At 70.0% G+C, this 15,142-nt stretch carries 10 protein-coding genes; 7 read left to right on the top strand and 3 right to left on the bottom strand.

Going from position 1 to position 15,142, the window contains the following annotated elements; all coding sequences use genetic code 11:
- The first annotated feature begins 85 nt into the window (after positions 1 to 85).
- Positions 86 to 1,858, top strand: coding sequence for a cation:proton antiporter (locus QE452_RS09045; RefSeq protein ID WP_309658094.1), 1,773 nt, complete (start codon positions 86 to 88; stop codon positions 1,856 to 1,858).
- A 41-nt stretch (positions 1,859 to 1,899) separates the two neighbouring features.
- On the opposite strand, the gene QE452_RS09050 is transcribed toward QE452_RS09045, so the two are convergent.
- Together QE452_RS09050 and alaS are read right to left on the bottom strand one after the other, a co-directional pair.
- On the bottom strand, positions 1,900 to 2,574 hold the full coding sequence (locus QE452_RS09050) for a hypothetical protein (protein WP_309658093.1): 675 nt from the start codon (positions 2,572 to 2,574) through the stop codon (positions 1,900 to 1,902).
- 129 nt (positions 2,575 to 2,703) lie between these two features.
- Positions 2,704 to 5,364, bottom strand: a complete 2,661-nt coding sequence (alaS, locus tag QE452_RS09055; protein WP_309658092.1) for an alanine--tRNA ligase — start codon at positions 5,362 to 5,364, stop codon at positions 2,704 to 2,706.
- Between the two features lie 312 nt (positions 5,365 to 5,676).
- Here alaS and mqo point away from each other — a divergent pair, with 312 nt between their 5' ends.
- Positions 5,677 to 7,386, top strand: a complete 1,710-nt coding sequence (gene mqo, locus QE452_RS09060) for a malate dehydrogenase (quinone) (protein WP_309658091.1) — start codon at positions 5,677 to 5,679, stop codon at positions 7,384 to 7,386.
- A 27-nt stretch (positions 7,387 to 7,413) separates the two neighbouring features.
- On the opposite strand, the gene QE452_RS09065 is transcribed toward mqo, so the two are convergent.
- Positions 7,414 to 8,670, bottom strand: coding sequence for a Xaa-Pro peptidase family protein (locus QE452_RS09065; protein ID WP_309658090.1), 1,257 nt, complete (start codon positions 8,668 to 8,670; stop codon positions 7,414 to 7,416).
- Between the two features lie 110 nt (positions 8,671 to 8,780).
- On the opposite strand from QE452_RS09065, the gene QE452_RS09070 reads away from it, so the two are divergent.
- Genes QE452_RS09070 through QE452_RS09090 form a run of 5 tightly spaced genes read left to right on the top strand, consistent with a single transcriptional unit; the run spans position 8,781 to position 15,079 of the window.
- Entirely contained in the window at positions 8,781 to 10,118 is a 1,338-nt protein-coding gene (locus QE452_RS09070) for a dicarboxylate/amino acid:cation symporter (RefSeq protein WP_309658089.1), read from the top strand.
- Positions 10,119 to 10,124: 6 nt separating this feature from the next.
- Positions 10,125 to 10,820 (top strand): phytanoyl-CoA dioxygenase family protein, encoded by a 696-nt coding sequence (locus QE452_RS09075; protein ID WP_309658088.1) that lies wholly within the window; start codon positions 10,125 to 10,127, stop codon positions 10,818 to 10,820.
- Positions 10,821 to 10,862: 42 nt separating this feature from the next.
- Entirely contained in the window at positions 10,863 to 11,744 is an 882-nt protein-coding gene (locus QE452_RS09080; RefSeq protein ID WP_309658087.1) for a PHB depolymerase family esterase, read from the top strand.
- A gap of 6 nt (positions 11,745 to 11,750) precedes the next feature.
- On the top strand, positions 11,751 to 12,587 hold the full coding sequence (locus tag QE452_RS09085; protein WP_309658086.1) for an RNA methyltransferase: 837 nt from the start codon (positions 11,751 to 11,753) through the stop codon (positions 12,585 to 12,587).
- Between the two features lie 50 nt (positions 12,588 to 12,637).
- Entirely contained in the window at positions 12,638 to 15,079 is a 2,442-nt protein-coding gene (locus QE452_RS09090) for an alpha/beta fold hydrolase (RefSeq protein ID WP_309658085.1), read from the top strand.
- Positions 15,080 to 15,142: the final 63 nt, after the last annotated feature.

Raw genomic sequence — 15,142 nt, forward strand, 5'->3', positions numbered from 1 at the left:
TGCCGTTCCGCGACCGGAAGGACCATCGCGCCCGGAATGTCCCGACAAGGCTGACAAGCGCGATCGGATCGGGCAGGTAACGATCATGGCGATCGCAATCGACAATGCCGCGTTCAGCGATGCGCTGGTCATCCTGGGTGCGGCCGGACTGGTTATCCCGGCGTTCGCGCGCTTCCGGGTCAGCCCGGTCATCGGCTTCATCCTGGTCGGGATGCTGGTCGGGCCGGCGGGCCTGGGGTCGCTGGTGCCGCGCCTCCCCTGGCTCTACTACATCACCATCTCCGACCCGGAATCGATCGCGCCCTTCGCCGAATTCGGCATCGTGCTGCTGCTCTTCTCGATCGGTCTGGAACTGTCGTTTCGACGATTATGGGCGTTGCGGCGACAGGTATTCGTGATCGGCGCGGCCGAGCTGCTCGGATCGGCGGCGCTGATCGGCATCGCCCTCCACACCATCGGCCAGCCCTGGGCCGGCGCGATCGGCCTCGGGCTGGCGGTGGCGCTGTCCTCCACCGCACTCGTCCTGCCGCTGGTCGGCACCACCAGCCCGGTCGGGCGCGGCGCCTTCGCGATGCTGTTGTTCGAGGATCTGGCGCTGGTGCCGATCATCTTCGCGCTGGGCGCCATGGCCCCGACCGCGTCGGACGAGGGCTGGGTCGGCATCGCCGGCGTGGCGCTGCGCGGCGGCATCACCGTCGCGGTCATGTATGGGGGCGGCCGTTTCGTCCTGCCCCGCCTGTTCGCACAGGCCGCGCGCACCAAGAGCCCGGAGCTGTTCCTGGCCGCCTCGCTGCTGGTCGTCATCGTCGCCAGCGTCGCGACCACCGCCGCCGGCCTGTCGCCGATCGTCGGCGCCCTACTCGCCGGGCTGCTGATCGCCGAGACCGAATATCATAGCGAGGTCGAGGTGATCACCGCCCCCTTCAAGGGGCTGGCGCTTGGCGTGTTCCTGATCACCGTCGGTATGAGCCTGGACCTGCGGCTGATCGCCGCCAACTGGCCGTCGCTGCTCGCGGCGGTGGTCGGCGTGGTCGCGGTCAAGACGATCGTCACCTATCTGCTGCTCCGCGTGTCGCAGGCGCGGCGCGGGGTCGCGGCGGAAACCGGCCTGCTGATGGGCAGCCCGAGCGAGACGACGCTGATCGTGCTCGCCACCGCCGCGCAGGCGCAGATCATCCAGCCCTCGACCGCCGCCTTCTGGCAGACGGTGACCGCGATCGGCCTGACGCTGACACCGCTGCTCGCCATGGCCGGCCGCACCATCTCGCGCCGGATCGAGACGCGCGACCTGCCCGGCGACCTGCCGACGGAGGAGGATGGCCCGCGCACCGTCATCATCGGCTTCGGCCGGGTCGGGCAGATGGTCGCCGACCTGCTCACGGTGCACGGCCATGCCTATATCGCCGTGGAGGCCGATATCGACGCGGTGACCGAGGGTCGGCGCAACGGCTATGCCGTGCTGTTCGGCGACGTGGCGCGGGCCGAGTTGGTCGACCGGCTGGCCCTGCCCCAGGCGCGGGCGCTGGTGCTGACGATGGACGATCCGGTGCTGACCGTGCGCCTGACCCGCCGCATCCGCGCCACCGCGCCCAACCTGCCGATCGTCGCGCGCGCGCGCGACGCCGCCCATGCCGCCGAACTCTATCGCGCCGGGGTGACCGATGCGGTGCCCGAGACGCTGGAAAGCTCGCTGCAATTGTCGGAGGCGGTGCTGGTCGACCTAGGGGTGGCGATGGGGCCGGTGATCGCCTCGATCCATGAGAAGCGCGACGAAATGCGCCAGACGATCCGGCGCGAAGCATCGCTGGAACGGGACCCGCGTATCCGGCGGGTGCGACGGAAGAGCGAGATGGCCTGAATCAGTGGTCGCACGACCTCACAGGGGCGAGCGCACGACCGTCAGCCCTTGAACCACCCAAACGGCAATTGCCGATCCGCCAGCACCTGCGCCGTCTTGCGATCCCCGCGCCGCAACGCCACCAGCACCTGTTGCACCGCGCGCTGCGCGATACGGTCGAGCGGCGCGGGCGCGCCCGCCTTCACCGCCGCCTCCAGCCAGTTGCGGCCCGTCACGTCGGCCGGATCGATCTCGATCCGCAGCATCGCCGCCAGCCCCACAATGCTCGCGCGGCTGCCGCCCAGCGCGACCGCCCGGTCCAGCGCCGCCAGTCCGACATCCTGCCGCGCGCCCGCGCCCGCCCGCGCCATGATCTTGCCGACCCGGTTGATGATGCCGAGATGCCACGCGCCGAGCGCCAGCTGCGCCTCGGCATTGCGGGGATAGCGGGCGACCAGCGCCTCGATCTCGCGCCGGGCGGCCAGCGCCTCGCCCCGCGTGCCGGACAGCTTGGCGCGATAGGCCATGGCGATGGCGGCGATGATCGCCGCTTCCTGGTCATTGCCGTCGGTCTTCAGTTCGGCGAGCGCGACACTGCGCGCCCGGTCGATCTTGCCCAGCGCCGCCGCCTTGTCGCTGTCCTGATAGGCGGCGGCGGTGAGCAGGTCGCGCGGCGTCTGCGCCAGGACCGGCATCGCCGCCATCATCACCACGGGCAACGCCCAGACCGCCCTCACCAGGCCGTCCGAAGCGCGGCCATCGCCATCCTGCCAATATCCGTCACGCCCTGCCCTCTCCTGTTTCGCACCAGCCTATCGACAACGCGCGAGGGCGGAAAGAGGCCCGTTTCGAGATAGATGGCGGGATCAGGCCGCCACCGTCTCGCCTGCCAGCACCGAACGGATCGCCGCCAGCGCCTCCTCGCCCTTGCTGCCGTCGGGGCCGCCGCCCTGCGCCATGTCGGGTCGGCCGCCGCCGCCCTGCCCGCCCAGCGCGGCGACGCCCCGCCGCAGCAGGTCGACCGCGCTGAATGTGCCGACCAGATCGGCGGTGACGCCCACCGCGATCGAAGCGCGACCGTCATTGACCGCGACGATCGCCGCGACGCCCGAACCCAGCCGCTGCTTGGCCTCGTCCACCGCGCCGCGCAGCCCCTTGGCATCGAAGCCGTCGAGCACCTGACCGATAAAGGCGGTGGTGCCGACCTGTTCCGGTCCCACCGGGCCGCCCTGTCCACCGCCCAGCGCCAGCGCCTTCTTCGCCTCGGCCAGTTCGCGCTCCAGCCGGCGGCGATCCTCGATCAGCGCGGCGACGCGGGCCGGCACCTCGTCCGGCGTCGCCTTCAGCGCGGCGGCGGTGGCACGCAACGTCTCGTCGCGGCCAACCAGATACTGACGCGCCGCCTCGCCGGTCAGCGCCTCGACGCGGCGGACGCCGGACGACACCGCGCCTTCGCCCACCACCTTGAACAGGCCGATATCGCCGAGCGCGGTGACATGGGTGCCGCCGCACAGTTCGATCGAATAGGTCTTGCCGTCATCCTCGCTGCCCATCGCGACGACGCGGACCTCGTCGCCATATTTCTCGCCGAACAGCGCCATCGCGCCCTCGGCGATCGCCTCGTCAGGCGTCATCAGGCGCGTGGTGACGCTGCCATTGCCGCGGATCTGCGCGTTCACCGCCGCTTCCGCATCGGCCAGCTCCTCGGCCGTCATCGCCACCGGATGCGACACGTCGAAGCGCAGCCGCTCCGGCGCGACCAGCGAACCCTTCTGCGCGACATGCGTGCCGAGCCGCTGGCGCAGCGCCTCGTGCAGCAGGTGCGTGGCGGAATGGTTGGCGCGGATCTGTGCGCGACGCGCGACGTCGATCGCCATCCTGACCGGATCGCCGACCTTGATGCCACCCGCCTCGACGATCGCGTGATGGACGAAGATGCGGCCGAGCTGCTTCGACGTCTCGGTGACGTTGGCGCGCAGGCCGGCATCGTTGGAGATGGTGCCGGCATCGCCGACCTGTCCGCCGCTCTCGCCATAGAAGGGCGTCTGATTGACGACGATCGCCACCGTATCGCCCGCCATGGCATGGTCGACGCGCGCGCCGTCCTTGACCAGGGCGACCACCTCGGCCTCGCCAATGTCGGTTGAATAGCCGGTGAATTCGGTCGAGCCGCTTTCCTCCGCGATGTCGAACCACAGATCGTCCGAGGCCTTCGCGCCCGAGCCCTTCCAGGCAGCGCGCGCCGCTCGCTTCTGCTCGGCCATCGCCGCGTCGAAGCCGGCACGGTCGACGTTCAGGCCCTGGGTCCGCAGCGCATCCTCGGTCAGGTCGAACGGGAAACCATAGGTGTCGTAGAGCTTGAACGCGGTCTCGCCGGCCAGCGTGCCGCCCTCGGCCAGGTCGGTCGTCGCCTCGTCGAGCAGCTTCAGCCCGCGATCCAGCGTCTTGCGGAACTGCGTCTCCTCCTGGCGCAAGGTCGCCTCGATCAGCGGCTGCGCGCGGACCAGTTCGGGATAGGCGGCGCCCATCTCGGCGACCAGCGCCGGGACCAGCCGGTGCATCAGCGGGTCCTTCGCGCCCAGCAGATGCGCGTGGCGCATGGCGCGGCGCATGATCCGCCGCAGCACATAGCCGCGCCCCTCATTGGCCGGCAGCACGCCGTCCGCGACCAGGAAGCCGGCCGAGCGCAGATGATCGGCGATCACCCGGTGCGACGCCTTGCGATCGCCCTCCGCATCGGTGTGGGTCAGCGCGGTGGAGGCGGCGATCAGCGCCTTGAACGTGTCGGTGTCGTAATTGTCGTGGTGGCCCTGCATCACCGCCGCGACGCGTTCCAGCCCCATGCCGGTGTCGATCGACTTCTTGGGCAGTTCGCCGACGATCTCGTTGGCGTCCTGCTCATATTGCATGAACACCAGGTTCCAGATTTCGACGAATCGGTCGCCATCCTCGTCCGGGCTGCCCGGCGGGCCACCGAAGATATGGTCGCCATGGTCGTAGAAGATCTCGGAACAGGGGCCGCACGGGCCGCTGTCGCCCATCGCCCAGAAATTATCCTTGGTCGGGATGCGGATGATCCGCTCCTCCGGCAGGCCGGCGATCTTGCGCCACAGGTCGAACGCCTCGTCGTCGGTATGATAGACGGTGGCGGTCAGCCGGTCGGCGGGCAGGCCCCATTCGCGCGTCAGCAGCGTCCAGGCGTTGAGGATCGCCTGTTCCTTGAAATAGTCGCCGAACGAGAAATTCCCGAGCATTTCGAAGAAGGTATGGTGGCGCGCCGTATAGCCGACATTGTCCAGATCGTTATGCTTGCCGCCGGCGCGGACGCATTTCTGGCTGGACGTGGCGGTCGAATAGGGGCGGCTCTCCAGCCCGGTGAAGACGTTCTTGAACGGCACCATGCCCGCATTCACGAACATCAGCGTCGGGTCGTTCTGCGGCACCAGCGGCGCGGAGGGCACGATCTGGTGCCCCTGGCTGCCGAAATAGTCGAGAAAGCCGCGGCGGATGTCGTTGGTCGAGGTCATGCCTGCCGACTTAGGCGAGTGTCGTTCCGCCCTCAAGCGTCATGCGCAGCCGGCCGTCCCGCGCTTGCGCCACGGCGTCCACGATGTCATGAGCGCTTCATCATCCGCCGGGCGTACCCCGCCTGGGCACGATGCCATAGATCAAGCGACACCATTAGGGCGAGGATTGCAGTCACGATCATGGTCGTCCGCGCCGCCGAGTCCCGGCGCGACGATGTCCATGGTCGAACCGATCACTTGGCGGCGTCGCTCGTCCCTGTCCGCACCATGGGCGATTCGGGATCGGCGGCGCGGCCGTCCAGGAGTTGCCCGATGTCCGAATCCACCCCCCCGCTCGCTCCCCGGCCCGTCTCGAGCCCCGGCGAGGGCGTGACCCGACGCAGCCTGCTCGGCTCCGCGCTGGCGGTCGGCGCGGCCGCGCCGCTGGCCGGTTGCTCGGGCGGGCGCATCGTCGCCGAGCGCAAGGTCGACGTGCTGCTGATCGGCGGCGGCATCATGAGCGCGACACTGGGCGTGCTGTTGCGCGAGCTGGAGCCGAACTGGACGCAGGAAATGGTCGAGCGACTGGACCAGGTCGCTGAGGAGAGCTCCAACGGCTGGAACAATGCCGGCACCGGCCATTCGGCACTGTGCGAGCTCAACTACACGCCGGTCAATGCCAAGGACGGCAAGGTCGAGATCCAGAAGGCGATCGACATCAACGAGCAGTTCCAGACGACGCGCCAGTTCCTCAGCCACCAGGTGCGTACCGGGACCCTGGCGCGGCCGCGCTCCTTCATCAACTCGACCCCGCACATGAACCTGGTCTGGGGCCAGGAGAATGTCGAATTCCTGCGCAAGCGTCATGCCGCGCTGGGCGCCAGCCCGCTCTTCTCCGGTATGGAATTCACCACCGATCCCAAGCAGATCGCCAACTGGGTCCCGGTGATGATGGAGGGTCGCGACCCGGCGCAGCCGCTTGCCGCCACCCGCTCCCCGCTCGGCACCGATTGCGACTGGGGCGAGGTCACCCGGCAATATATCGCATCGCTGCGCCGGAGCGACCGCTTCCTCCTGACCACCGGCCATGAGGTGCGCTCGCTGGAGCAGAATGGCGACGGCACCTGGCGGGTCACCGCGCATGATCGCAAGACCGGCGAGCGACAGGTCATCACCGCGCGCTTCGTCTTCGCGGGCGCGGGCGGCGGCGCGCTGCCGATCCTGCAGAAGTCCGGCATCCCGGAGGGCGACGTCTATGCCGGCTTCCCGGTCGGCGGCTCGTTCCTGGTCACCGAGAATCCGGCGATCGCCCGCCGCCACCTCGCCAAGGTCTATGGCAAGGCGGCGGTCGGCTCGCCGCCCATGTCGGTGCCGCATCTCGACACACGCTACTTTGGCGGCAAGCAGACGCTGCTGTTCGGCCCCTTCGCCACCTTCTCCACCAAATTCCTGAAGGAAGGGTCGTATTTCGACCTGCCGAAATCGGTCACGCTGGACAATTTCCGCCCGATGCTGGCGGTCGGCTGGGACGATTTCGCACTGGTCGAATATCTCGCCGGTCAGCTCATGCTGTCGGACAAGGACCGGATGGACGCGCTGCGCGAATATATGCCCAAGGCGCAGGACGGCGACTGGCGGCTGTGGCAGGCGGGGCAGCGCGTACAGATCATCAAGCGCGATCCCGAAAAGGGCGGCGTGCTGAAGCTGGGCACCGAGATCGTCGCCGCGAAGGACGGGTCGATCGCCGCGCTGCTCGGCGCGTCGCCGGGGGCGTCCACCGCGCCATCAATCATGCTCAACCTGATCAAGCAGGTCTTCGCCGACCGGCTGGCCAGCCCGGCCTGGCAGGCCAAGCTGCGCGAGATCGTGCCGAGCTATGGCGTGAAGCTGAACGACGATCCACAACTGCTGGCGCATGAGTGGAACGCGACGGCGGAGACGCTGCAACTCGCCATTCCCTCGCCCGCCGTGCATGTCACCACGACGCCGCGCCCGGCGGCGACGCGCGTCAAGGTCGATCGCCACCCCGATCTGGCGCTCTGACCGCCTAGTCCGTCAGGCGCGCGCCGATCAGCCAAGCGGCGCGTCGATCGAGGTCGGCGGCGTCGAGAACCAGCGCGGGCCGGCATCGGTCATGTGGAAGCAATCCTCCAGCCGCACGCCGAACCTGCCCGGCAGGTACAGGCCCGGCTCGTCGGAGAAGCACATGCCGGCCGCCAGCCTGGTCGTCTCGCCATGGACCAGATTGACCGGCTCGTGCCCGTCCAGGCCGATCCCATGGCCGGTCCGGTGCGACAGGCCCGGCAGGCGATAGCCGGGGCCATAGCCCTGCGACTCGTAATAGCGCCGCACCGCATCGTCGACCGAACCCGCCGCCGCGCCGATCCGCGCCGCCGCGAAGGCGACCTGCTGCCCCCGCGCCACCTGGTCCCAGACGGTGCGCTGCGCCGTGCTGGCGGTGCCATGGACCCAGGTGCGCGACACGTCGGACTGATAGCCCTGCACCGCGCAGCCACAGTCCATCAGCACCACCTGCCCGTCGGCGACCCGCACCACCTCGCGACTGCCATGCGGCAGCGCGGCGGCGGGACCGATCAGCGCCAGCGCGAATTCCGGCGCACCGCCCAGTTTCCGCGTGGCCGCATTCATCAGCGCGCCGATCTCCGCGCCGGTCATGCCGCGCTCGACCCGGTCATAGGTCCAGCGATAGGCGGCGAGCGTCACCTGGGTCGCAAGCTGCATCAGCGCGATCTCGGCCGCCGACTTGCGCATCCGGCAGCCGCGCACCACCGGGTTGGCGGACACCAGCTTCGCTCCCGGCAGCACATGCGCCAGCCCGTCAAAGGCGAAGAAGCGCGCCGTCTCCTCGATCCCGACCGGTCGCCCGGCCAGTTTCCGGTCGCGCAGGAAGCCGGCGACGACGCCGAGCGGGTTCTGGTCCTCCTGCCACACCCGCACCTCGGCCGGCACCGCCAGCGTCTGGCGGACCGAGGGTTCCTCGAAAAACGGCGTGACGATGCACGGCTCGCCCTCGACCGGCAGGATCGCGGCGGTCAGCCGCTCGCTGCGCCACCATTCGACGCCGGTGAAATAGACCATCGACGATCCCGGCTCGATCAGCACCGCGCCGATCCCGTTCGCCTTCATCAGGCCCTGCGCCCGGGCGAGCCGCGCGGCGCGCTCAAGTGGCTGGATCGGCACCGCGCCCCCGGTCAGGTCGGACAGGCCCGACAGGTCCGGCTCGGCGGCGCGCAGCAGGCTGGTGGTGGACAACAGGGGCGCGGCAGCGGCGGCGGCGATCAGCGCGCGGCGGGAGAACATCGTCATGGCCGGCAGGATGGCCGCGCGGAGCCGCGAACGCCAGCCCCTCCTGACCCGCGCCCTCTTGACCCGGAGCGCGCAATCCCCTTCCTGTCCGGCACAATCGGGAGTGTTGGATGGCCAAGCGCCTTACGTACTGGATCATGGCGGCGCTGGTCGCGGGGCTCGTGCTCGGCTGGGGGCTGCATGTCGCGATCGACGACGGCAGCCCGGCCTCGGCCGCGCGGCTGACCGAGATCGCCGGCTATTTCTCGATCCTGACCACCTTGTTCCTGCGCCTGATCAAGATGATCATCGCGCCGCTCGTCTTCGCGACATTGGTCGTCGGCATCGCGCATATGGGCGACACCTCGGCGCTGGGCCGGGTCGGGGCGAAGAGCCTGGGCTGGTTCATCACCGCCAGCCTGTTGTCGCTGACGCTGGGCCTGATCCTGGTCAACGTGCTGCAACCCGGTGTCGGCCTGGCCCTGCCGCTGCCGCCCGCGAACGAGGCGAGCGGGGTCACACGCACCGCCTTCGACGCGACCAAGTTCGTCAGCCATATCGTGCCGCAGTCGATGGTCGAGGCGATGGCGACCAACGAGATCCTCCAGATCGTCGTCTTCTCGATCTTCGTCGGCGTCGCGATCACGGCGGTGGGCGAGAAGGCCGCGCCGCTGACCCGCGCGGTCGAGGCGCTGGTCGCGGTGATGCTCCAGATCACCAACTACGTCATGCGCTTCGCCCCCATCGCGGTGTTCGCGGCGGTGACCTCGACGCTGGCGGAACGGGGTCCGGGCGTGCTGCGCGACCTGGGCTATTTCATGGGCAGCTTCTATCTGGGGCTGGCGCTGCTCTGGCTGCTGCTGATCGGCATCGCCTTCGTGCTGGTCGGCCCGCGCACGCGCCTGCTGATCCGCTATATCCGCGATCCGCTGATCCTCGCCTTCTCCACCGCCTCGTCGGAGGCCGCCTATCCGCGCACGCTGGAGGCGCTGGACAAGTTCGGCGTGCCGCCGCGCATCGCCAGCTTCGTGCTGCCGCTCGGCTATTCGTTCAACCTCGACGGCTCGATGATGTACATGACCTTCGCGTCGATGTTCATCGCGCAGGCCTATGGTATCCCGCTGTCGCTGGGCGAGCAGATCACGATGCTGCTCGTTCTGATGGTCACGTCCAAGGGGATCGCCGGCGTGCCGCGCGCCTCTCTGGTGGTAATCGCCGGCACCTTGTCGATGTTCAAGATTCCGGAGGCGGGCCTGCTGCTGATCCTGGCGGTCGACCATTTCCTCGACATGGGCCGGTCCGCGACCAACGTGATCGGCAACGCCATCGCCGCCTCGCTGGTCGCGAAATGGGAGGGCGGGCTCGACCCGCGCGAAGACCCCGACATCGCCGTTCCCGCCGCACCGAGCGGCACCGGCCCCGCCGTGGCGGTGGAGCGGTTCGACGATATCCGGCCGGGCCAGTCCTGACCGGTGATGGCACGGGCAGTCGGCGACCCCGCCTGGCGTGCAACGCTCGACCGGGACGGCGCGATACGCTGTCCCGCCGCAGTGGACGAAGCGACGTGCGGGCAGATCGAAGCGGCACTCGCCCACCTGCCGGAGGATTGCGCGGGGGTGCGGCTGCGTGACATGGTCGGTTTAACGCCGTTGATCATGGCCGGCAGCCGCATCGGCGGTCTGGCCTCGGCGGCGCTCGGCGCGGCGGCCCGCCCGGTCCGCGCGCTGCTGTTCGACAAGTCGCCCGCCGCGAACTGGGCGCTGGGCTGGCATCAGGACCGCACCATCGTGGTGGAACGCCGGGCGGACGCGCCCGGCTTCGGCCCCTGGACGGTCAAGGCCGGACTGGTCCAGGTCGAACCGCCCTTCGCGATCATTGAAGCGATGCTCACCATTCGCGTGCACCTGGACCCGGTCGACGCGACCAATGCGCCGCTCGCCATCATTCCAGGCTCGCACCGCCTGGGCCGGCTTGCCAGCGACGGACTGGAGCGACTGGCGGCGACGCACGGCCAGCAACTCTGCCTGGCGGCGCGCGGCGATGCCTGGGTCTATCGCACCGCCATCGTCCATGGCTCCGCCGCCGCCGATCCGCCGCGTCGTCGCCGGGTGCTGCAGATCGACTATGCCGCGGCGGACTTGCCACCGCCCCTGTGCTGGCGCGGCGTGTAGCGGCGGGTTGACCGGCCCGCCGCGACTGCGCAGACGATGGGAATGACCGCGTTCCTCCTACGGCTGTCCGCCAGCCTCCTGCTCCTGTTCACACCCGGTCTCGCTTTTGCCGCGCCGAGCTGTTCGCCCGCGACGCTCGGCCGGATCGCGCCGGGGGCGGTGCGGGCGCCGGCGGGCTGGTCGGGGGAGCATCCCCTGCCGCTCCTGTTGCTGCTCCATGGCAGCACCGCGACCGGGGCCGCGATGCTGCGGGACTCGGGGTTGGGCGCGACCGCCGACCGGCATGGTTTCCTGCTCGCCTATCCCGATGGTGGCATCCCGGCGAAGAGCGGCTTCGTCTGGAACATCCCCGGCGTACCGACCGTGGAAGGGACAATTCCCGGTCCCGAGGCGCGGGACGATGTCGCGTTCCTGACCGGCCTCGCCGGGCGGCTGGTCGCGGCGGGCTGCGTCGATCCGGCGCAGGTCTATGTGACGGGCCTGTCGGGCGGCGGGCGGATGGCGTCGTGGCTGGGCTGCGTCGCCGCCGACCGCTTCGCCGCCATCGCGCCGGTGGTGGGCCTGCGCGCCGGCCAGCCGCTGGCGAGCGATCCCGACCGGCCCGATCCCGCGAGCTGCACGCCGTCGCGGCCGATCTCGGTCATCGCCTTTGCCGGCGACCGTGATCCCGTCAACCCGATCGCGGGCGGCGGGGCCAGCTATTGGCGCTATTCTATGCACGCGGCCGAGCAGCGCTGGGCCGCGATCAACGGCTGCACCGCCGCGCCGACCGTGCACTGGGTCGCGCCCGGCGTTTATGAGGAAGGCTACGCCGCCTGCCGCGACGGGACGGAGGTGACGGCGCGCGTCTCCGTCGGCGCGGATCATCGCTGGGTCGCCGATAACGACGCGCTGTGGCAGGCGCTGTCCCGGCATCGGCGCTGACCGGCCATGGCAGAGCTGATCGCCATCGACGATCCGGCCGATCCCCGGATCGCCGCCTATCGCGACATACGCGAGCGCGATCTGGTCGGCCGCGACGGCCTGTTCGTCGCCGAGGGCAAGGTGGTGCTGGAGAAGCTGGTCGACAGCCGCCAGGCCGGACCGCAGTCGCTGCTGATCGCCGACAAGCGGGTGGCGGCGTTGACGCCCCTGCTCGACCGATTGCCGAATGACCTGCCCGTCTATACCGCCGAGCAAGCCGTATTGGATGCGGTAGCGGGCTTTCCGCTCCATCGCGGCATCCTAGCGATCGGCCGGCGGATCGATCCCCCTTCCCCAGACCGGGCACTGGCCGACGCCGCCGCCCGGGGGCGCGACGTGCTGCTGCTCTCCGCCATCGCCAACCACGACAATATGGGCGGCATCTTCCGCAATGCCGCCGGCTTCGGCATCGGCGCGGTATTGCTCGATGGGGACTGTTGCGATCCGCTCTACCGCAAGGCGATCCGGGTGTCGGTTGGCGCAACGCTGCTGGTGCCGTTCGCCAGGCTGGCGGCCGGGGACGATCCGCTGGCGCTGCTCGACGCCCATGGCTTTTCGCCGCTCGCGCTCAGTCCGCAAGGGGCCGAGCGGCTGGCCGATCTCCGTCCCGAAGGACGGCAGGCGGTGCTGCTGGGCGCGGAGGGGCCCGGCCTGTCCCCCGCCCTGCTGGCGCGCACCCGCAGCGTGCGGATCGACATGGCCGACGGCTTCGACTCGCTCAACGTCGCGACCACCAGCGGGATCGTCCTCCACCATCTGGCGACGCGATTCGCGTCGGTTGCGACGGGGGACCGGGCTCGGTAGCGCGTCTTGTTCGTTGTCACGGATCATCGGCAGAAGGACAGGACAGGCACATGACGGACAGCTCACCCCCCGGCCGCGATTTCGACGTGCTGATCGTGGGGGCCGGCCTGTCGGGGATCGACGCGGCCTATCGCCTCCAGACCGATTGCCCGGGCAAGAGCTATGCGATCCTGGAGGCGCGCGACGCGATCGGCGGCACTTGGGACCTGTTCCGCTATCCCGGCATCCGTTCGGACAGCGACATGTACACGCTCGGTTTCCCCTTCCGCCCGTGGCGAGGCGACCGGTCGATCGCGGACGGCGCGGTGATCCGCGACTATATCGCCGACACCGCGCGCGATTATGGCATCGACCGGCATATCCGCTTCGGCCGGCGGGTGGAGCGCGCCGACTGGTCGTCGGCCCAGGGCCGCTGGACGATCGAGGTGGCGGGCGATGCGGGTCCCGAGACGCTGACCTGCCGCTTCCTCTATATGGGCAGCGGCTATTACGATTATGATCAAGGCCACCGGCCCGACTGGCCCGGCCTTTCCGATTTTGCCGGCACGCTCGTCCATCCGCAGCATTGGCCCGAGGGGCTGGACCATGCCGGCCGGCGCATCGTCGTGATCGGCAGCGGCGCGACGGCGGTGACGCTGGTCCCCACGCTGGCGCAGACGGCGGCGCAGGTGACGATGCTGCAACGCTCGCCCAGCTACATCGTCTCACGTCCGTCGCGCGACGGCTTCGCGCGGGTCGCCGCCACGCTCCTGCCGGACGGCGCGGCCGGCGCGGCGGCGCGGTGGAAGAACATCCTGCTCGGCATCGGCACCTTCGCCCTGGCGCGCCGCCAGCCCGACCGGGTCAAGTCGCTGATCCTGAAGAACGCGCGCGCGCGGCTGCCCGAGGGTTACGAGGTGACGCGCGACTTCTCGCCCGACTATGCGCCCTGGGACCAGCGTGTCTGCCTGGTGCCCGATGCCGACCTGTTCACCGCGATCCGCGCGGGCAAGGCGGCGATCGTCACCGACCGGATCGACCGGTTCGTGGCCGAGGGCGTGCGGCTGGAATCGGGCGCGCTGCTGCCGGCGGACATCGTGGTCACCGCCACCGGCCTGACGCTCAAGCTGTTCGGCGGCGTCGCGCTGACCGTCGACGGGCTGGCGGTCCGGCCGCAGGACCGGATGGTCTATAAGGGCATGATGCTGGAGGACGTGCCGAACTTCGCGCTCGCCTTCGGCTATACCAATGCATCCTGGACGCTGAAATGCGATCTGACCGCGCGCTATGCCTGCCGGCTGATCCGGCACATGGACGAACAGGGCCATGGCTGGTGCGTGCCGCGCCAGCTCGACCCGGATATCACCGCCGAGCCCCTGCTCCACTTCACCTCCGGCTATGTCCAGCGCGCCGCCGCGACGCTGCCGCATCAGGGATCGAAGGCGCCGTGGCGCGTCCACCAAAATTATCTGCTCGACCTGGCGGCGCTGCGGCTGGGATCGGTGGAGGACGGCGTGATGCAGTTCGGCGGGACGCCGACCGGCGCGCCGCCTGCCCCCGCGCCGAGCCGCAGCCTGCCCCGCCCGATCGTCGCGGCCGGGGTAGGCGTCGCGGCGGTGGGCGCGCTGGCGCTGTTCGCGGCGTGGAACCGGCGGCGGGTCGAGCGACTGGTGCCGGCGGACGGTGGCTTCGTCGAGGTGGACGGCGTGCGGCTGCATTGCCTGGACCGGGGCAGCGGTCCGGCGATCGTGATGATCCATGGACTGGGCGGCCAGATGCGCAATTTCAGCCATGGCCTGCTCGGCCGGCTCGCCACCGATCATCGCGTCATCCTGATCGACCGGCCCGGCTCCGGCTATTCGCAGGCGATCGGCGCGAACAATGTCCGGGCGCAGGCGGCGGTGATCGCGAAGCTGCTGGAACGGCTGGATGTCGATCGGCCACTGGTCGTCGGCCATTCGCTGGGCGGCGCGGTCGCATTGGCCCTGGCGCTCGACCATCCCGCGCTGGTCGGCAGCCTGGCGCTGATCGCGCCGCTGACCCAGATGATCGAGGAGGTGCCGCCCGCCTTTCGCGGCCTCGCCATCCGCTCCGCCGCGTTGCGCCGGGCGGCGGCCTGGACGATCGCGACGCCCGCCACCCTGCTGGCGGCGGCGAAGGGCCGCGATCTGGTCTTCGCGCCCGATCCGGTGCCGGCGGATTTCGACACGCGCGGCGGCGGTGCGCTGGTGACGCGGCCCGGTACGTTCGAGTCGGCCTCGGCCGACATGGTGGCCGCGAATGTCGACCTGCCGGAGATGATGCAGCGCTACCCGACGCTGACGATGCCGCTCGGCATCCTCTACGGCCGGGGCGACCAGATCCTCGACCCGGCGCTGCATGGCGAGCGGCTCGCCACCGCCGTGCCGGGCGCGGACCTGACGCTGATGGAGGGGGGGCATATGATCCCCGTCACCAAGCCGGATGACGTCGCGGCGTGGATCAGGGAGCGGTCACGCCGCGCTCCGGCGTAGACAGGAGCCTGGAGCGGGTCGCGTTGGGCTCCTGCATCCGCAGGAGCACGGCTTCGACCGGAA

It is taken from the genome of Sphingomonas sp. SORGH_AS_0438, from assembly GCF_031453475.1.
Lineage (GTDB): Bacteria > Pseudomonadota > Alphaproteobacteria > Sphingomonadales > Sphingomonadaceae > Sphingomonas.